Consider the following 18,839-nt stretch of genomic DNA (forward strand, 5'->3'; position numbering starts at 1 on the left):
ATAACGACATGTAACGCCTCAGCCCGCTAGTCATCTCTTAAATCTTTGAGTACTGCCACCATGAACTTCAGATCCATCTCCATAGCCCCTCGTGCTGCAATAGGATTTGGCTTGATCGCATTGCTGGTTTTCGCCCTCGGCGGCTTCTCGCTGCTGCAGATGAGCAGCATGCATGACCGCTCTAATGAGGTAGACGACAACTGGGTCCCCAGCATCAATACCCTGGGCGACCTGTCTCGGGACGTCCTGCGCCTGCGCGCCGCCACCTTGCGCATGCTGCTCAGTGAGACGCCCCTGCAATTGCAGGAGAGCACCACGCTCGCGCAGAGCCTGCTCAGTGACCTGGAGCGCGTTCAGCAACGTTACGAGGGGCTGATCAGCTCCGCGGAAGAACAGGCGCATTACGATGACTTCAAGCGCTACGAGAACACCTACCTTGCGACCCGTACCCAGCTTGTCCAGCACCTGGCCAACAATGACCGGCCGGCCGCACTGGCCTTGCTCTACAACAGCCTGAACCCGCAAGCCGACGTGATGATCAAGGCGCTCAATGAGCTGATCATGCACAACCGCGATGGTGCCTCGGCTGCGGCCAAGGCCTCCGATCAGGTCTACACCCAGGCCACCCGGGGAACGTTGCTGGTCATGGCCTTGTCGGCCATTGCCACGGTGATACTCGCCGCGCTGCTGACTCGCAGCATCGTCAAGCCATTGGCCGACGCGGTACAGGTGGCGGACTCGGTGGCCAGCGGCAATCTGACCCTGAATATCGACACCCAGGGCAATGACGAGCCGGCCAAGCTGTTGCAGGCGCTCAAGAGCATGCAGGGCAATCTGCGCGGCACCATCGAACAGATCGCCGACGCCTCCAATCAACTGGCATCGGCCGCTGAACAACTGAGTGCCGTCACTGATGGCACCGCGCGCAACCTGCACCAGCAAAGCCTGGAGATCGACCAGGCCGCCACCGCCGTCACCGAAATGAGCAGCGCCGTGGATGAGGTGGCGCGTAACGCCGCCAGTGCCTCGGAAAGCTCCAGCGAATCCGGGCGCATTGCCCGCCAGGGCAGCGAGCGCATCACTCAGACGCTGTCGTCGATCAACCAACTGGCCGCCGATGTCGATTCGACCTCGAGCAACTTCGGCCAACTGGCCGGCAAGATCCGTGGCATCAGCCAGGTACTCGACGTGATTCGCAGTATCGCCGAACAGACCAACCTGCTTGCCCTCAACGCCGCCATCGAGGCTGCACGTGCAGGCGAAGCGGGTCGCGGTTTTGCCGTGGTTGCCGATGAAGTGCGCGCCCTGGCGCACAAGACCGGGCAATCCACCCGCGAGATCGAGACCATGATCAGTACCGTGCAAGGTGACACCGAACAGGCGGTGCGCGCCATGGAATCGAGCAACGGGCTAGCCAAGCAGACGCTGGACATCGCCGAGGGCGCGGGAGTCGCGCTGGATCAGATCATTCAGTCGATTGCCGAGATCGGCGACCGCAACCTGGTGATCGCCAGTGCCACCGAACAGCAGGCCCACGTCGCCCGTGAAGTGGATCGCAACCTGATAAACATTCGCGACCTGTCGCTGCAGAACTCGGCTGGTTCGGAACAGACCAGCACCGCCAGCCGCGCGCTGTCGAGCCTGGCCGCCAACATGCAGGGCATGGTCGCGCGCTTTCAGGTCTGAGCCTTCGCAGCGGGTGCCCGGAGCCGACTCCGGTCACCCGCTCAGCGCGAACGCCGACAGCGCTCTGAGCAGTAGCGCACCTCGTCCCAGCAGCGCGCCCACTTCTTGCGCAGCTGAACGGCAGGCCGCAGACCGCGCAGGTCTTCACCGGCAACTGGCTTTTCTTCACAGCATCTCCCCGGCATCGAGCTTAGCCAGCAAGCGCTCGCCCCAGTCCCACAGCGCCTGCTGCTTGGCCTCGGTCATGCGCGCCAGGTTGCGGTAGACCATGCCAATGCGCGGGTTGCGTTCCAGAGGCTCGCGGTGGCGCATGAGAAAATGCCAGTACAGCGCGTTGAACGGGCAGGCCGACTCGCCGGTGCTCTCGCTCACCTTGTAGCTGCAGCCCTGGCAATGGTTAGACATGCGCTTGATGTACTGACCACTGGCGCAATAAGGCTTGGAGCCGAGGTAGCCACCGTCGGCATGCATCACCATGCCCAGGGTGTTGGGCAGCTCCACCCAGTCGAAGGCGTCCATGTAAACGGCCAGGTACCAGTCACAGATGGCTTTGGGCGCGATGCCAGCGAGCAAGGCGAAGTTACCGGTGACCATCAGCCGCTGGATATGGTGCGCGTAGGCATGCTCCAGAGTCTGGCCGATGGCCTGACGCATGCAGTTCATCCGCGTCTTGCCGGTCCAGTAGAACTCGGGCAGCGCTCGTGAGTTGCCAAAGCGATTGCCCTCGGCGTACTCCGGCATACGTAGCCAGTAGATGCCGCGCACGTATTCGCGCCAGCCGATCAGTTGGCGGATGAAACCTTCGGCGGCGTTCAGCGGCACGTCGCCGGCACGATAGGCGGCCTCGACCTCGGCGCAGATCCGCCGCAGATCGAGCAGGCCGATGTTCAGCGCAGCGCTAATGCGCGAGTGGAAGAGAAATGGCTCACCATCGGCCATGGCGTCCTGGTAGTCACCGAAGTCTGCCAGGCCCTGGGCCAGAAAATACTGCCAGAGGCGTTCGGCCTGCTCGGCCGTGACCGGATAATCAAAACCCTCCAGGCTGCCGTAATGACTGGTGAAACGCCGCTCGACCAGCGCCAGCACATCACGGGTGATGGCATCCGGCTCGATACTCAGCGGCGCGGGTGGACGCACGCCTTTGGGCAATGCCTTGCGGTTGTCCGCATCGAAGTTCCAGGCACCGCCCTCTGGCGTGCCGTCCGGGTTGAGCAGCAGTCCGCTGTCGCGGCGCATCTCACGGTAGAAGAACTCCATACGCAACTGCTTGCGCCCCCTGGCCCAGGCAGCGAATGCATCGCGGCTGCAGAGAAAGCGGCTGTCCTGATGCCAGTGAATCGGCACGCCACAGTGACGCAGCGCCTGCTCCAGGCGCCAGTCGCCGCACTCCGTCAGATGCACCTCGGCAGGGTCTAGCCGTTGCGTCCAGCGCAGCAGCTCGCCCGCTAACGAACCACTGTTATCGGGATCATCCAGAGTCACGTAGTGAACCTGGATGCCCCGCGCGCGCAGAGCCTCGGAAAAATGGCGCATGGCGCTGAAGATCAGGGCGATCTTCTTCGGGTGATGCGGCACATGACTGGCCTCCTCCATCACTTCGGCCAGCAGCACGTGGTCGTGCTCGCGGTCGATGTCCTTCAATGCACCGAGGCCATGGGTAAGCTGGTCACCCAGGATCAGAATCAGACGGCGCGCACTCACAGCGGCACGATCTCCATATTCGGGTGGCGGCGCAGATGGCCGATCAGGATGTGATAGGTATCGAGATTGAAACCGCCACGACGCGCGGCCAGCAGCGGCTGGGCATGCTCGAGCTGGTCGACCGTACCGAGATGACGCCATTGATCGAGCACGTGCCACTGAGTGAGGCCGTGCTGCTCGTCGCGCTCGACCAGCGCGACCGGCCCGTTCCAGGGCCAGGCCTGGGTCTGCAGGCGCTCGGCACCGGCAAGCAGCCGCCTGTCATGGGCCGAGCGCGGTTCCTCACCACAGCAGGCGCCCGCGCAGTGCCCCAGTTGATAGGCGAAGCAGGCTCCCTCGCCCTCCTCCAGCCCCAGCACGCGCAGACACAGACGCCGCTCGCGCGCCTGCTCCAGTAGCCACTGGCGCGCCTGATGACGCGAGCGGAACAGCCCAACATGCCTGAGCCCGGGCCTCAATGCATGGTGCTGCAGCAGTTCGATGTGCAGCTCACCAGGCTCGCCCGTCAGCGCCCAGGTCAACAGCTCGCGCTGTTTGCGCAGTCGACGGTTGTACAAGGGTTGCAGACGCTTGATATCGGCAGACTCGAGCAGCAGCGCGCCCAGCTCACCGGCAGTGACTGCCAGCTGCACGTCGCGAATCTGCTGCACCATCTGCAGGCTGCGACGGTCGCGGTGATCGTTCTGAAAATGCGACATCACCCGGCGGCGCAAATTACGGCTCTTGCCCACGTAAAGCTGCGCCCCGCCATCATCCAGGAAGTAATAAACCCCCGGACGCTCCGGCAACCGGGCGAAACGCTCTGCGGCCAGCAACGGGGGCCGCGCTGCACTGCGCAGTTGCTGCCCGAGAGTCGTAGGCGCGACCTGCTGCAGCAGGTGCTGAGCCAGCGTCAACACGGCCTCGGCATCCGGCACGGCGCGATCGCGGAAGAAACGCGTAATGCCAAAATGTGCACAAAGCGCATCGAAGCCGGCGCTCGCCAACTGCGGCAACGTCGCTCTGGCCAAGCGCAGGGTGCACAACTGCGGCGGACGCAGCGTCTTCCAGTCAGGCAGCACTCGGCGCAAGAACGCCAGGCTGAAGCGCAGGTTATGGCCCATCAGCACGCGGCCGCGAATGGCATCGGCTATCGCCCGCGCTTCGCTGTCGATGCGTGGCTGGCCACTTAATTCCAGAGGGTGTAATCCACTTAGACTGAGCAACTGCGGGGGCAACGCGACGCCTGGCTCGAACAACCAGTGCAAGCGCTCTGCGACACACCCCTCAGCATCGACCTGAATGATCGCCAGCTCCCAGATGGCATCGCGTGCCGGATGTACGCCTGTAGTCTTCACCTCCACGACGGCCAGAGCCCTGCCCTGCAACGTCGCGGCCGGTGCAAAGGCGGCAGTCACCAGTTGGAGCGGAAAGCGAGAGGCACGCGCAGGCTGTTGTCAGCCGAAGGCATACCGCACATTTCATCATGGACCGAGCTGTGCACCAGGAAAAACGGCAGCGCCGGTATTTCCTGCAGCACATCGCGCGCGTGCTCCACCGAGCGCAGGTTGAGCGTGTTGCCCTGTTCATTGATGATCGGGTGCGCCCGCCCGTCCATCCGCGCTTCAAGCAGATAAATGCCGCCTTCGAGCGAGATCAGGTTCAGTTCATCGATGCGCCCGGCGTGGGCGTGGGTGGACAGATCATTCAGGTTCATCAGGCTTGCCTCCGACCTTAACTATACAAGAACTTATACAAAAACAATTCTTGTACAACAAAGAAAAAGCTCAAGCCCATAAAGCAAAACGCCCGTCACGTTCGGACGGGCGGTTGCGAGGCGGCTTCGGATCAGTCGTGCTTGGTGACCTTGTCCAGATAGCCCATGGCGAAGGCAGAACCAACGAACGTCAGGTGAATGATCACGTACCATTTCAGGTACTCCAGATCGTAATTCTTCGCGTCCATGAACACTTTCAGCAGGTGGATGGAGGAAATCGCCACGATGGACGCCGCCACTTTCATCTTCAGCGAGCTGGAGTCCATCTTGCCGAGCCAGCTCAGCTTCTCGGTGCCTTCGTGAATATCCAGGCGTGAAACGAAGTTCTCGTAGCCGGACAGCATTACCATCACCAAGAGCCCACCGACCAGCGCCATGTCGATCAGCGACAGGAGCTTGAGGATCACGTCGGCTTCGGCCAGGGAAAAGATCTGCGGCAGGATGTGATAAAGCTCTTGGAAGAACTTGACCGACAAGGCGAGCACGGCGAGAGAAAGACCGAAATAGATCGGCGCCAGCAACCAGCGCGATGCGTACATGGTGTTTTCGATGAAGCGTTCCATGGAGGGCTCACTGAAGGAGGGGAAAATCGCGGCGAGTATACCCATCGCATTGCACCAAAAGAAGGTGCCTGAGCACTGTGGATAACCCCAGCCCGGCGGCAACGCCCGGATTGCCCGAACGCGCCATGATTCGGGCGCTTCAGCTCTGTCCGTCGGTTTCAGGATGGCGCTGGAAGGGCCCGGCAGCGCTGTGCCGCTCACCATTGACCCGGCGTAACTCGGCCTGCAGGTGCAGACGCCAGATCGGCGCTTCAGAGCATTCGACGTAGCCCTGCAGAGCCAGGCTCTCGGCAATCGCCGTCAGGGCATCCTCGGCGACGGAAGGCCCATAGAACGGGCCTTGCGCCTTGATCGCGGAAGGCTGCGCCCCCGACATACCGGCGGCGCAAAGCAGTGTCCAACGTCCGTTGTCTCCTGCCAGTGGCCTGATCACGCATTCGATGCGAGTGACCAGGCCCAGGCATTGACGGGTGAGGCAGAGGCTGCGCGACATGGCGGCGACCCTCGCAGAATCCAGGCTTCAGCCTACACCCCGAGCAGCCGCACTGTGAAGGCCAAAGTTATCCACGCAATCTGTGGATAACTCTGTGCATGAGTAGTGAGCAACAATCAAGATGCACCTGCCCCGGGCGATCCGTGACAATCGTGCAATATTTGCTCAGCCCACAGTGCCTTCACCCTCCCCCTTCTTGCGCCGCGGCGCCTTGGCCGGTTTCACAGCAGCCGCCTCGGCTTCGGCCTTCGCCTTGTCCGCGTCAGCCGGCTTGATCTCTTCCTCCAGCCCGATCTCGGCGATATCGCGCAAACGTTCTACCACCCGAGCGTTGACGCTGCCTTTGGGGAAGCGCCCCTTTTCATCCGGGTGACCAGCCGCCTCGCCGACCAGCAGGCTCAGGGCCTCGTCGACATGACGCACGGCGTAGACGTTGAACTGGCCTTCTCGCACGGCCTGCAGCACGCGCTCGTCAAGCATCAGGTTGGCGACGTTGGAGTGCGGGATGATTACCCCCTGCTCGCCGGTCAGGCCGCGCGCCTCGCACAGACGGAAGAAGCCTTCGATCTTCTCGTTGACGCCACCGACCGCCTGCACTTCGCCGAACTGGTTGATCGAGCCAGTGATGGCGAAGCACTGTTTGAGCGGCGTGCGCGACAACGCCGAGATCAACGTGCAGACCTCACCGAGTGACGCGCTGTCGCCGTCGACGTAACCGTAGGACTGCTCCAGGGCGATGCTGGCGGAAATCTCCAGCGGGAACTCCTGTGCGTAGCGGCTACCGAGAAAGCCGGTAAGGATCATCACACCCTTGGAGTGGATGGACTGGCCCAGACTGACCTCACGCTCGATATCGACGATGCCACTGCCGCCGGGATAGACCGTGGCGGAAATCCGCGCTGGCACGCCAAAAGCCGAGTCGCCGACTTCCAGCACGGTCAGACCGTTGCACTTGCCCACCGCCGCGCCCGTGGTGTCGATCAGAATGATGCCGGCCAGCATGTCGTCGATGATCCGCGCCGACACGCGCCCGGTGCGGGTGGCCTTGGCCTTGAGTGCGCGCTCTATGTGACCGACATCGGTGAGACCTTCTCCGGCGAGCTGGCGAATGAAGTCCGCCTCGCTGACCAACTGGAACAAATCGCCAATACGCGCCGACAGACGTCCCTGATGTTCAGCCAGGCGTGCGCTATAGGTAGCCAGACGCGCCACGGCAGCACCAGTCAGCGGCGCCATACCTTCTTCCGAGGTACGCGTCTTCATCAATTGCGCGAACTGCTCCAGGCTTTCCTCGGCGAGCGGGATGTCCTCGTCGAAGTCGACCAGGACGCGAAACATCTCCTGAAAGTCGGGATCGGCGTCCTGCAGCGCGTAATAGAGCTGACGCGAGCCGATGATGATGACCTTCAGTTGCAGCGGGATGACCTGCGGGTTGAGCGTGACGGTGGCGATGCGGCCGAGATCACCCAGCGGCGACTCCATCTTCAACTGGCGCGAATGCAGCGCACGCTTCAGCGCTTCCCAGACGAAGGGCTCACTCAGCATTTTTTCTGCCTCGACCACCAGATAGCCGCCGTTGGCGCGGTGCAGCGCGCCGGGGCGCAGTTGCCGGTAGCTGGTGTACAGCGCGCCCTGATCGGAGCTGTATTCGATACGGCCGAACAGATTGTCGTAGGTCGGGTGCGACTCGAACACCACCGGCGCACCGCCGTTGGCATGGTGACCAACCACCAGACTCGGGCAGTACATTTCCTCCAGCAGCTTGCGCAGTTGCGGGTCAGCCTTGTCGACATCCACCAGTTGCTCGACGGCAGTTTTCAGCAGGTTGACCTGCATGGCCTGGAGATAGGCACAGACATCGGCATTTTCCGCGTACTTCTCCGACAAGGGTGCCAGCAGCGGCTGCAGGGCAACGGTAATGGTCTCTTCATTGAGCTGGCGCAGCAGGTTGCTCGACTCACGCTTCCACTGCGGCAGGCTGGCCAGCTCCTCGTTGAGGCGCTCTTCCAGCGCGGCGATATCGGCGTGGAAGCGCTCGCGCTCGGCTTCGGGCAGTTGCGCGAACTCGGCTTCGTCCAGCGCCTTGCCGTCGGCCATCGGAGTGAAGGCGATATTGGTGCTGTCGCGGTACAGGGCCACGCCCTTCTCCAGCGACAGCCGCTCGATCACGTCCAGGGCCTGGTCGTAGCGCTTGTTGAAGCCGCGATCGATGGCGCTTTTCTTCTGCTGGTAGGTCGGGGTTTCGAACACCGCCGGGAAGGTGGCCAGCAGGTTGTCGATCAGCAGGTTGATGTCGGCGATGAAATCGCTCGCGGTACCGGCTGGCAGCTCCAGCGCACGTGGCTCGCGCGGCTCGTCGAAGTGGTTGACGTAAACCCGGTCGGCTGGCGTCTCCATGCGCTTGGCTTCTGCCTTGAGGTAACGCTGGACGAAGGAGAAGCGTCCGGTACCGGGCTCGCCCATGACGAACACGTTGTAGCCAGGACGCGGCATGGCTACGCCGAACTGCAGAGCTTCGACCGCGCGAGCCTGGCCCAGTACGCCGCGGAAGGGTTCGAGGTCATCGGTACTGCTGAAGTTGAATTGCTCGGGGGCGAAGGGGCGGGTCAGTGAGTCGGGGGCAAGGCGCAAAGCATCGAGGCTACGCTTGGACATTGGCAATCCTTATAGCGGGCGGAAGTTTCCGCAAAACATGGGGTGATTCTGGGCCTGTGGCGCGAAAGGGATCAAGGCTTGATTCAAAAAATGAAGAGCGGCTCAACCGTGATGCGCCGCGCAACGCCCACAATGGATACCGGCCAGCACTTGCGCAAAATGCCGACGTCGACTGCCTTGACACCAGTCTGCCGCCTGGCCAAAGCTCGGCCATCGCCATGACCAGAAGAACAGCGATCTTGAAACGGATATTCGCGGTCCTAGCCCTGAGCTTCAGCCTTCCCCTGCACGCCGCCACGCTCGAACAACTGGCCAACGATCCTTACTGGATCGCCCTCGGCCACTATGAAACCGGCAAGCTCGGCGGCTGGCGCAGCTATGTCGACGACGACGATTTCTTTCTCGCCGAAGATGGCGACAGCGACCCGGCAGCCGAACTGCAGGCGACCCTGAAGGCACTGTACCAACCTGCCGAGCTGGGCGACCGCCACCCGCAGTGCGTCTACCCGGCTCGCACCCGTTGGCTCAAGGCGCAATTGCAACTCGATGACCTGCCCAGCCCCGACTGCGCCGAATATCGAAACTGGTTCGCCGACGTCAATCCACACAGCACGGTGCTGGTGTTCCCGGCGGCGTACCTGAATAGCCCGTCATCAATGTTCGGCCACACACTGCTGCGCATCGACCAGGCCGATATCGACAGCCACAACACCGCACTGCTCAGCTACGCGCTGAATTTCGGCGCGTTCATCGAAGGTAACGACAACAGCATCCTCTACGCCTGGCGCGGCCTGATGGGCGGCTATCCAGGCCTGTTCGCCCTGGTGCCGTACCGCGAAAAACTCAGCGAATACAATCGCCTGGAAAATCGCGACCTGTGGGAATACCGGCTGAACCTGACGTCGGAAGAAACCGCGCGCATGGTCGAGCACGTCTGGGAACTCAAGCAGGTTCGCTTCGACTACTTTTTCTTCGACGAGAACTGCTCCTACCGCCTGCTGGAGCTGCTGGAAATCGCCCGCCCCGGTATCGAGCTGACCGAACATTTCCCGCTGACTGCCATCCCCACAGACACCGTACGCGCGGTCAAGGATGCCGGGCTGATCGAACGCATCGACTACCGCCCTTCGCGCGAGCGCGAACTGCTGGCCCGCGCTGAACCGCTGGAGCGCGACGAACAGGCCTGGGTCCTGCGCCTGAGCCAAGACCCGACGCAACTCGAAGACAGCGCCTTCCTCGCCCTGCCGGCGGAACGCCGTGCCCTGATCCAGGACGCCGCCTTCCGTCTGGTGCGCTACCACGCCAACGATGAAGAGCGCAGCAGCAACGCCCAGCGCAGCTTCCAGCTACTCGGCGCGATCAATCGCAACCCGCCACCGCCACTGGCAGTCGAGCGCCCGCCGCTGCCTGAGGAAGGCCACGAATCACGCACCTGGCAACTGGCTGGCGGCAGCCGCGATGATCGCGCCTTTGCCGAGTACGGCCTGCGCATGGCCTACCACGATCTCACCGACAACCTCGACGGTTTCCCGCTCGGCGCACAGATCGAGATCTTCCAGCTCAAGCTGCGCCAGTACGAGAACAACCACTGGCAGCTGCAACGCCTGGATCTGGCCAACATCCGCTCGCTGACACCACGCAACGCCCTGTTGCAGCCGCTGTCCTGGCAGATCGGCGGCGGTTTGGAGCGGGTGCTAGGCGAAGATGGCGATAGCCGGCTGGTCGGCCATATCAGCGGTGGTGCCGGCGCCACCTGGCAGTTGCACGACGACCTACTGGGCTTTGCCCTCGGCACCGCACGCCTGGAATACAACGAGGACTTTGCCGCCGTTATCTCTCCGGCACTCGGATTCAACAGCGGACTGCTCTGGCGCAACCCGCTGGGCAACATGACCCTGGAAGCTGCTGGCGATTACTTCCACAACGGCGAAGTGCGCCGACGTCTATCGCTCAACCAGCAATGGGAGGTTTCGCGCAACCTCGGCCTGCGCCTGAGCGCCCAGCGCGAACTCAGCCAGCTGGCCAGCCCGGTCAATGAAGTGAAACTGGAGCTGCGCTGGTATCACTACTGAGGGGCAACATGCAGAAGGCGGGCTTCTATACTGAAATCTCCTTCACCCGTTTCAGGAGAGTCATCATGCGTCGCACGCTCATGTTTCTCGCCGCTACCCTGATCAGCCTGCCGTTGTGGGCCATGCACTGCCCGCAGGACATGGCCAAGATCGATGCACTGCTGCAAAGCGATCCACCGTCCGACCCCGAGGTGCTGGCCAAGGTCAAGGAACTGCGCGCCGAGGGCGAAGCCCTGCACAAGGCTGGCGATCACACCGAGTCGGTCAAGGTACTCGGCGAAGCCCTGGACCTGCTGTCGGCCAGCGAGTGAAGGGTCAGAAGCCGCTGTAAAGCAGACCCAGCGCCACCTGCCTGACCTCTTGCAGATCCACCGGTTTGCTCAGGCAGGCTGACGCTCCGCGTGCCCGAGCATCCTCGAACAAGCGGGCGTCAGCCACTGCGCTGATCACCATCACCGGCACATCACGCAGGCGAGGCTCGGCGCGCATGGCGTCGAGCACCTCGAGTCCGCTGCCGTCGGGCAAGTCGATATCCAGCAGCACCAGCGCTGGTTCACTGTCCTGCAACTCAGCCAGTGCCCGCTGGCAGGAGCTCACGCCCCTGACTTCGGCAAATTCACGCAATGACGCCTGAAGGATCCTCATGCAGGCCGGGTGATCCTCCACGCACAGAACCTGCACCAGGCTCTGCACGCTCTGCGCTGGTACGTCGTCAACCTCGTCGCCCAGCCCTTCAGGGCTTGCCGCGCTGGGAATGTCGAGCCAGAAACGGCTGCCCACTCCCGCCTCGCTACGCACTCCGATCTCGCCGTCCATCAGCGTGGCCAACTCGCGGCACAGCACCAGCCCGATGCCGGTGCCAGGAATATTAGAGCTTTCACGGCCGAGGCGCTGGAATGGCTGGAACAGCTGCGCCAGCTGCTCGCCAGATAGCCCCGGCCCGGTGTCGTCGACCCACAGGCGCACGCAGTCGGCACGCACCTCGTAGCCCATGCGGATCATCCCGCGCGGGCTGTTGTACTTGATCGCGTTGGACAGCAGGTTGAGCAGAATCTGCCTTACCCGGCGCGGGTCGCCCTGTACGAACAATGGCGGATCGGCCGCCTCCATCACCTGCAGTTGCAGCTGTTTTTGTTGCACTTCGGGCTGCACCAGCTCGGCACAGCCCTTGAGCAGGCTGCCGATCTCGATCGGCTGGAATTGCAACTGCTGGCGCCGGCTCTCGATGCTCGACAAGTCGAGGATGTCATCGACCAGCGAGGTGAGATGCTGGCTGGCGCTGACGATCTCACGCGAGTAATCGGTCTCCAGCGTGGCATCCTTCTTGTCCTGCACCTCCATCTCGATCAACTGGGCGAAGCCATGGATAGCGTTGAGCGGCGTGCGCAGCTCATGGCTCATGCTAGACAGGAAACGACTCTTGGCCTGGCTCGCAGCGAGCGCTTCCAGGCTGGCGTGACGCAACTCCTCCTGTACCTGCTTGAGCCGGGTGATATCGACGTGGGTACCGGCGATGCGCAGCGGCCAGCCGTTCTCGTCACGCGACAGCACCTTGCCACGGCTGAGCAGCCAGAGGTATTCGCCACGGCAATCGAGATAACGATACTCGGCGTCGAAGTATTCCTCGCCACTGTCGGCGAACAGCTTGCGCAGGTGACGCAAACGCTCCAGATCGTCCGGGTGCACACGCTGATTGAACTCGCTCAAGGTCAGCAGCGACGCGCCCAATCCGAAACGCCGCACGAAGCGCTCACTGAGCTCGATGGTCAGTGCAGCGGTATCGATTTGCCAGAGACTTTCGGTGGTGCTCTCCAGCACCAGTTGCAGGATGCTTTGCGCCTCCTGTCGCTCATGCTCGCTGGCCTTTAGCTGTTTACCGGCCTGCTGCACGGCATCGGCCAGGCGGCTGACCTCGGCGATATGGCTGTCCGGTGCGGCGGGCAGATATTTGCCCTGACCGAGGCTGGCAGCCATGTCGACGATGCCATTGATGGGCCTCGACAACTGGTCGCTCAGGTGGCGCGAGCGCAGCCACATCAGGGCGAAGAACAACAAATAGAACCCGGCCAGACCGGCGATCAGCAGATAACCTATCTGCATGTAGCGCTCGGCCAGCTGATTGGTGTCATGGAAGATCTGCTCCTCGTCCACCACCAGCAACAGGCGCCAGCCGGTCTGTGGAATCTCGCTCCAGGCCACCAACTGCTTGCGACCACCGAGCATCACCTCTTGCGCGCTGCCATTACCTTCGTTCATCGCCTGCAACAGCGACGCCATGCCCTCGCGCTTGGTGAGGTTGAAATCTTCGGGCTTGAGCACCTCACGGCGCACGGCTTCGTCGTAGGAATACTGGGTCAGCTCACGCAGACCGAAGTCCCGTTCCCCGGCCTTCGGCAACGCCATGATGTTGTGGTCATGGCTGACCAGCATCGCGTAGCCCTGCCAGGGCACGTTGAGCTCGGCGATTTCGCCCAGGATCTGGCCGACGGTCACGTCGAGACCGACCACACCTTCGAGAAAATCGTCGCGATACACCGGGGCGATGGCCGACATCATCCAGCCCAGGCCGGCGGGGTCGAGATACACCTCGGTCCACATCACCTTGCGCTGCGGGTTGTGCTTGGCATCAGCCAAGTAATAGAAGTTGTAATCAGGTATCACCATGTCGTGGGGATACTGCGCGGGCGTGTCGAACCAGGGATAAATGCGGTTGTAACTATCCCAGGTGTTGAAATACAGGGCTGCCACCAGCGGGTTGGCCTGGCGGATCGAACTCATCAGCGGATCGAGCTGCGACAGGCGCATCACCTTGGCGTGATCCTGCTGTGCCAGCGGCGTGCTGTTGGCATAGAAGGAGGCCGCACGCCCGTCATCGCTGCGGGTATAGAAGACGCCGTCGGTCACAGCATGACGCTGACGCTCGAGCTCGTCAGCCTCAAAGCGGGTATCGAACAGGGCCTTGTGGGTGGCGTCGCGGTACACCTGCACCAGCGACTCGATCGAGCGCAGGCGACCATCGATGATCTGCCCCTCACGCAACGCCGCGCTAGCCAGGTCCTTGACCGCCGTCTCCTGCAGATGGCCGATCTGCGCATCGCGAATCGCCTGGTTGCTTAGCAGATACACCGCAATCAACACCGACTCCACCAGAATCAGCGGGATCAGTGCGCTTTGCACAAACGCGCGCCAGATCCACTGACGGAGAGGGTAGCGGCTAGAACTCGGCATTACGGCTCCTTTGCTGAGGGCGCAGGCAGATGCGAGGCGCCATCATAGCCTCCCCGGACGGAATCTGCAGTCGACGCTGAGGAACCTTTGCCGTACACTTCACGTCCTATCTGTAACCGAAAAGTTTTGGGGCCGATTAGGATTCGACGCCGGTAGCGAAGCTCGAGGTGCATGCCGACTTGGTAACAGAAGTCGTAAATAAACTGTTGCAACTTTCTATAGTTGCCAATGACGAAAACTACGAGGGCTACGCTCTCGCTGCGTAAGCGGCGCGACTAGTCCTTCTGGTAGCTTCGGCTCCAGCGATCACTAGGGGATGCCTGTAAACCTGAAGTGATTGTCATGCAGAACAGGATCGCCGCGTAGTACGTTGTGGACGAAGTGGCTAAAACTTACACAACTCGCCCAATGCACCCTGCCCGTCGGGCGGCTGAGGGTTAACTCAATAGACACGGCTAAGCATGTAGTACCGACAGTGGAGAACTGGCGGACGGGGGTTCAAATCCCCCCGGCTCCACCAAACAAAGCCTGAAACCCGTCTAAAACGCGGGTTTCAGGCACGATTTGATGGCACTGGATTTCACACAGTCCAACTGTGAATCCAAATAGGTATGCCATCATGTCCAAGCGTCAAAGCAAAACCGGTGTTCAGTACCTGGTCTATCAAGCCAAAGCCGGCTTTCAGTACTACTTCACCTTCCCGAGCTATATCGGCAATCACCCCCAGCTGCCGGCACAGATTCGTTGGTCACTCGGCCATGATGAAGCGCTCGCACGCGATCTCGCCCAATACCTCAACCCGCGTTTCGAAGACCTGCTGAGGCGCAGCAGCGCCGGTACGATTGAGCTGGACCCCGAGGGCTTTCTGTTAAACCTGGCCACTGTTCACGCTGAAATCAGCCGTTTTACCGAAAGCCACCTGAAAATCTGGGCGCTCCGCCCTGCTCCTGCTGTGCTGGCCAACTCTGACCTGAGCGCCGGGCATGAGCGCCTGCTGAAAGAGTGCCAAGAGCACACTGTGCTTTATTGCAACGAGCCGGGCGGTGAAATCCACTTCGCCTTATATCCGAGCGAAGCCCTGCGCCAAGCCCTCAAGTTCGGTTTCACCCGCTTCGACTGGCCGCTCGGCACCAACGACCCAGTCATCGCCAACGCGGCTGCCGCTTACATCTACAGCGCCATCACAGTGCTGGAAACTACCCCAATGGCCAGAAACATGTTCAAGGCCGGGCATCCGCTTATCACGATGCTGTCGTTTTACGAGTACCTGTGTTTTGCCCGTCCCGATCAGGGCCGCCATCTGCTGCATATTCCGCCGGGCCTGCCACGCTCCGCGCACAGCGTCATGTTTCACTTTAGCCGGATCTCGGGACAGCTCGACCGTCTGACACTCTGCCAAAATTTTCAGATTCTTCAGGAGGAAAGCGGGCTCTATAGCCTCCGTATTCCGCTGACCGGCGCGCGACTCACCGGCGCGCCCCGCCACCCCGATGAACTGCGAGTCGAACTGCTGACCAGCTCACCGATCCTGGCGTCGATCCTGCTGCATTTCTGCCTCGGTCAGATCGACAAGATTTTGGTTAAGAGCTTCATCGAAGCCCCTTCAGCGGATGCCTATGAGCGCGCCCTGCAAGAAATTCAGGACCTGATCCGGCGCATGCTTGGCCCCATCCCACCTGCAGAGCCCATGTACACCCTCCCCGACATGAGCGCGGCAAACGACGCCGTCACAGCGCCCCAGGACGCCGGCACGCTTGCACTGCTGAATGCTCTCGGCAGCGTTTTGTCACCTGCCCAAAACGCAAAGCTACAAGCCTTGTTTGATGCACCTGCCTCCAACGACCTGCTGATCCAGCCACCACTCACTCATGAGAACTGCCGGCACTTCGGCGCTCTCACTCGGGAGTTCGAAGAGCGCCAGGTACGCGAAGGGGCATGGAAGAATCCGCGCACCCGCATCACCATGCATGCTCGCCTGGAAGGACTTGCAGAGCTAATCGGAGGACATCGCCCACTTTCCACACTGACCCGGGCTGACTTTAATGCCTTGCGCGACCAGTTGCGCAGCTACCCCAAGAACAGGCATCGCTTGCGCGCGACTCGCCATCAGCCCCTGAGTCAGATTATTCAGAGCGGCAAGTACGAGCCCCTGAATGCCAGGACAGCCAAAAAGTTTTTCGAGCTGGCACGCGCACTCATCAGCTATGCGCACGACCAGGGGTATTTGAAAGAGAATCTGGCCGCCGGACTTTCATTCAGCACGAAGGGCGCAGCCGCGCCACGCAAGCGCACCTATACCCCCAGACAGATCGAGCAAGTGCTGCAAGGCCCGGTCTACACGCTCAAGGCGCCGCCACGCTGGCGCCTGGATGACTACCGTTTTTGGCTGCCATTGCTTGGCCTCTATAGCGGCGCTCGCTTGAGCGAACTCTGCCAGCTTCAGCTTGGGGATATTCGCAAAGAGCTGGGCGTGTGGGTAATCAGCATCAGCAGCTCTGGAGCGCGACAGCTGAAAACTGTCGACTCGGAGCGCCTCGTACCGCTACATAAGGTCATTCTTGAAGCCGGCTTCTTGGCGTTTCATCAGCAGCGCCTGGAGGCAAATGGCGGTGATCTGTCAGCGCCGCTTTTTGAAAATCTCCGCACTTATGGCGACCTCTCACCCGGGCACACGGCCAGCCGCTGGTATCGAGGCTCAGACAAAGATGACAAAGGCTTCTTGGGTCAATGCGGACTCGGTGATGATGAACTGACTTTTCATGGCCTGCGACACACATTCATTCAGCAGTTCCGCCGACAAAAGCTGGACATGCTGATCGGCAAAGCCTTGGTCGGCCACGCCGACCGAAGCACCACTGGCGGCTATGGCGATTGCTATCCAAGCTACGTGCTGAAAGAGGAGCTCGACAAGATAGACTTTGAGGCCACGACTGCGCACATCCACTTCAGCCACTACAGAGAGCTGCAAACCAAGCAAGGCGTCTTTCGCATCGGCCGCCCAGCTGGAGTCAACAAGGCCAAGGCCACTAGTTGGACTGAAAAACGGCACTGGCAATCCCGCATCACCCGATAGTTGAGGCGGCGCGGGGAGATCGCCCTCCCCGCACTGAAAAAAATCTATTGACAACTTGTCAATACAGATAAATAATAAGAGTATTTTCCGAATTCTATATTCACTGTTTACTCATACAGTGATATTGTGGTGCCTCAATTAACTAGTGAGGCACCTATGAATGCGCTGAACCCATCCCATATCTCCGTCCCAATCACCCATGGCCTATCGCTAGCTTTAGCTGCTGGGCATGACCCGGAAATCTTGAAACTGGCGATGCCACACCTCGCCAAGATTTCTGAATCGTTTTATCGACACCACAACTCGCCGCTACTGGCCGAGTTCATGGACAACGTGCTGAATCGTTTCCTTCGTGAGAATCATCACAACGCAAAGTCGGCATACCAACTCAGAGCCAGGATGACCAAAATCAAGGCCGTCCTTACTCATGATGATCCCATGCGCCGAGTAGCCAGCCTAAGCAATCACGATATCGAAGCGCTAAAGGACGAGCTCCCAAAGCTGCTTAGGAAGAACAACACGTCGAGCAGCCAAGGCGATAACCTTCAAGCCTACTTCCGGCTGTTTAATCGCATGCTAGATCAAGCAACCAATGATCACTGGATTGATGAAGACCTCAAGATCAAAGGCTGCCAGACCACTAAATCGAAGATCACCAAGTCGTTCCTCGACTCAAACCTCGTAAGCCTCTTCAATAGCTGGCCTTATCAGGCATACGATTCGAGCACACCTGCAGCGCAAGTTCTCCAAGATGCGCAGAGCTATTGTTTTTGGCTGATGCCCCTTGGACTCTTCACTGGAGCCAGACTCAACGAGCTCTGCCAGCTACGCGCCCATGATGTGATCGAAGACGCCCATGGCGTGCCCCTGATCAGCATCAACGACAACGGCTTCAATAAGTCGCTGAAAAATGAGCAATCGAGACGCGAGATCCCAATTTGCTCGAAGCTGATCACAATGGGCTTTCTCGACTTCGTGACGGAGCGCCGCCAGGCCGAAGGCCCGGATGCTCTGCTTTTTTCAGAGCTGCGCTTTGACGAGAAACACCTCTACTCGCGCGCCGCGAGCCGTTTCTTCTGCGGCCCCGTAACAGGCGCCGGATTTATAGGACAGCATTGTCCCGTGGCATTGGATGGCGGCTTTAATTTTAAAAGCTTCCGCCGCACGTTTGCGGTCCGGCTTGAGAAATCGAATGTACCGGCAACCACCATTGCACATCTGCTGGGCCATTCTGACGGCAAGCTCGAAGTCACCCAAGAGCACTACCTAGAAAAGCCGCAGTCCGTGCTTTTGCTGGATACACTGGAACGCCACCTAAGCTACAACCTGCCCTTGGGCGACATAAACTGGAAGCATTTCAAGCATTTGATGAGCAGCCAGGCAGGACGCAGCAAACGTGGCCGGAGAGCGAGGAAGACGTTGCACTAGCCCCTTCTAAAAGAAGGGAACCATCATCAGCTGGAGATGATGCGATGAGGGATCAATAAGGGCCGCCGTCAGTGCGGCCTTTTTGCATCTTTAGAAAGCTTTCAGGCATCAGCGATATTGCTAACCTGTCGCAGAGCGCTGATGAGACCAGAATGCCGCCGGCACTGAGTGATCACATACGGCT

At 60.7% G+C, this 18,839-nt stretch carries 12 protein-coding genes, 1 other RNA gene and 1 pseudogene; 6 read left to right on the forward strand and 8 right to left on the reverse strand.

The window, feature by feature from the left end; all coding sequences use genetic code 11:
• Positions 1-60: 60 nt before the first annotated feature.
• Positions 61-1,686: a methyl-accepting chemotaxis protein gene (locus CXP40_RS06595; protein WP_106733134.1), complete on the forward strand. Its 1,626-nt coding sequence runs from the start codon at positions 61-63 to the stop codon at positions 1,684-1,686.
• A 41-nt stretch (positions 1,687-1,727) separates the two neighbouring features.
• Here CXP40_RS06595 and CXP40_RS06600 read toward each other — a convergent pair.
• The 7 genes and pseudogenes from CXP40_RS06600 to CXP40_RS06630 all read right to left on the reverse strand — a co-directional run bounded on the left by CXP40_RS06600 (position 1,728) and on the right by CXP40_RS06630 (position 8,854).
• A pseudogene (locus CXP40_RS06600) lies at positions 1,728-1,855 on the reverse strand (DUF2256 domain-containing protein).
• Complete coding sequence (locus tag CXP40_RS06605) at positions 1,852-3,387, reverse strand: cryptochrome/photolyase family protein (protein ID WP_106733135.1); 1,536 nt, start codon at positions 3,385-3,387, stop codon at positions 1,852-1,854. The pseudogene CXP40_RS06600 and the gene CXP40_RS06605 overlap by 4 nt, the downstream one beginning before the upstream one ends.
• Positions 3,384-4,784 (reverse strand): 3'-5' exonuclease family protein, encoded by a 1,401-nt coding sequence (locus CXP40_RS06610; protein ID WP_177429633.1) that lies wholly within the window; start codon positions 4,782-4,784, stop codon positions 3,384-3,386. The genes CXP40_RS06605 and CXP40_RS06610 overlap by 4 nt, the downstream gene beginning before the upstream one ends.
• Positions 4,781-5,083 (reverse strand): DUF6482 family protein, encoded by a 303-nt coding sequence (locus CXP40_RS06615; RefSeq protein WP_106733136.1) that lies wholly within the window; start codon positions 5,081-5,083, stop codon positions 4,781-4,783. Before CXP40_RS06615 ends, CXP40_RS06610 begins: the two co-directional genes overlap by 4 nt.
• Positions 5,084-5,214: 131 nt before the next feature.
• Positions 5,215-5,706: a TIGR00645 family protein gene (locus tag CXP40_RS06620; RefSeq protein ID WP_004423362.1), complete on the reverse strand. Its 492-nt coding sequence runs from the start codon at positions 5,704-5,706 to the stop codon at positions 5,215-5,217.
• A 139-nt stretch (positions 5,707-5,845) separates the two neighbouring features.
• The gene (locus CXP40_RS06625) at positions 5,846-6,199 is read right to left on the reverse strand and encodes a hypothetical protein (protein WP_106733137.1); all 354 of its coding nucleotides are present in this window, start codon (positions 6,197-6,199) and stop codon (positions 5,846-5,848) included.
• A gap of 165 nt (positions 6,200-6,364) precedes the next feature.
• On the reverse strand, positions 6,365-8,854 hold the full coding sequence (locus CXP40_RS06630; RefSeq protein WP_106733138.1) for a Lon protease family protein: 2,490 nt from the start codon (positions 8,852-8,854) through the stop codon (positions 6,365-6,367).
• 218 nt (positions 8,855-9,072) lie between these two features.
• Between CXP40_RS06630 and CXP40_RS06635 the strand changes: the two genes are divergently transcribed.
• A complete protein-coding gene (locus CXP40_RS06635; RefSeq protein ID WP_177429634.1) occupies positions 9,073-10,926 on the forward strand; it encodes a DUF4105 domain-containing protein in 1,854 nt (617 codons plus the stop codon).
• A 65-nt stretch (positions 10,927-10,991) separates the two neighbouring features.
• The gene (locus CXP40_RS06640; RefSeq protein ID WP_106733140.1) at positions 10,992-11,237 is read left to right on the forward strand and encodes a hypothetical protein; all 246 of its coding nucleotides are present in this window, start codon (positions 10,992-10,994) and stop codon (positions 11,235-11,237) included.
• Positions 11,238-11,241: 4 nt separating this feature from the next.
• Here the strand turns inward: CXP40_RS06640 and CXP40_RS06645 are convergent, their stop codons facing one another.
• Positions 11,242-14,154: an ATP-binding protein gene (locus CXP40_RS06645; protein WP_106733141.1), complete on the reverse strand. Its 2,913-nt coding sequence runs from the start codon at positions 14,152-14,154 to the stop codon at positions 11,242-11,244.
• Positions 14,155-14,282: 128 nt separating this feature from the next.
• On the opposite strand from CXP40_RS06645, the gene ssrA reads away from it, so the two are divergent.
• The 3 genes from ssrA to CXP40_RS06660 all read left to right on the forward strand — a co-directional run bounded on the left by ssrA (position 14,283) and on the right by CXP40_RS06660 (position 18,655).
• Positions 14,283-14,674, forward strand: a transfer-messenger RNA (tmRNA) gene (gene ssrA, locus CXP40_RS06650).
• Between the two features lie 99 nt (positions 14,675-14,773).
• Positions 14,774-17,227, forward strand: a complete 2,454-nt coding sequence (locus CXP40_RS06655) for a site-specific integrase (RefSeq protein ID WP_106733142.1) — start codon at positions 14,774-14,776, stop codon at positions 17,225-17,227.
• 156 nt (positions 17,228-17,383) lie between these two features.
• Positions 17,384-18,655 carry a tyrosine-type recombinase/integrase gene (locus CXP40_RS06660; RefSeq protein ID WP_106733143.1) on the forward strand — a complete coding sequence of 424 codons (1,272 nt, stop codon included), beginning with the start codon at positions 17,384-17,386 and terminating at the stop codon, positions 18,653-18,655.
• Positions 18,656-18,839 lie beyond the last annotated feature (184 nt).

Origin of the sequence: Pseudomonas sp. YY-1 (assembly GCF_002843095.1) — a bacterium.
In the GTDB taxonomy this organism is placed as follows: Bacteria; Pseudomonadota; Gammaproteobacteria; order Pseudomonadales; family Pseudomonadaceae; genus Aquipseudomonas; species Aquipseudomonas sediminis_A.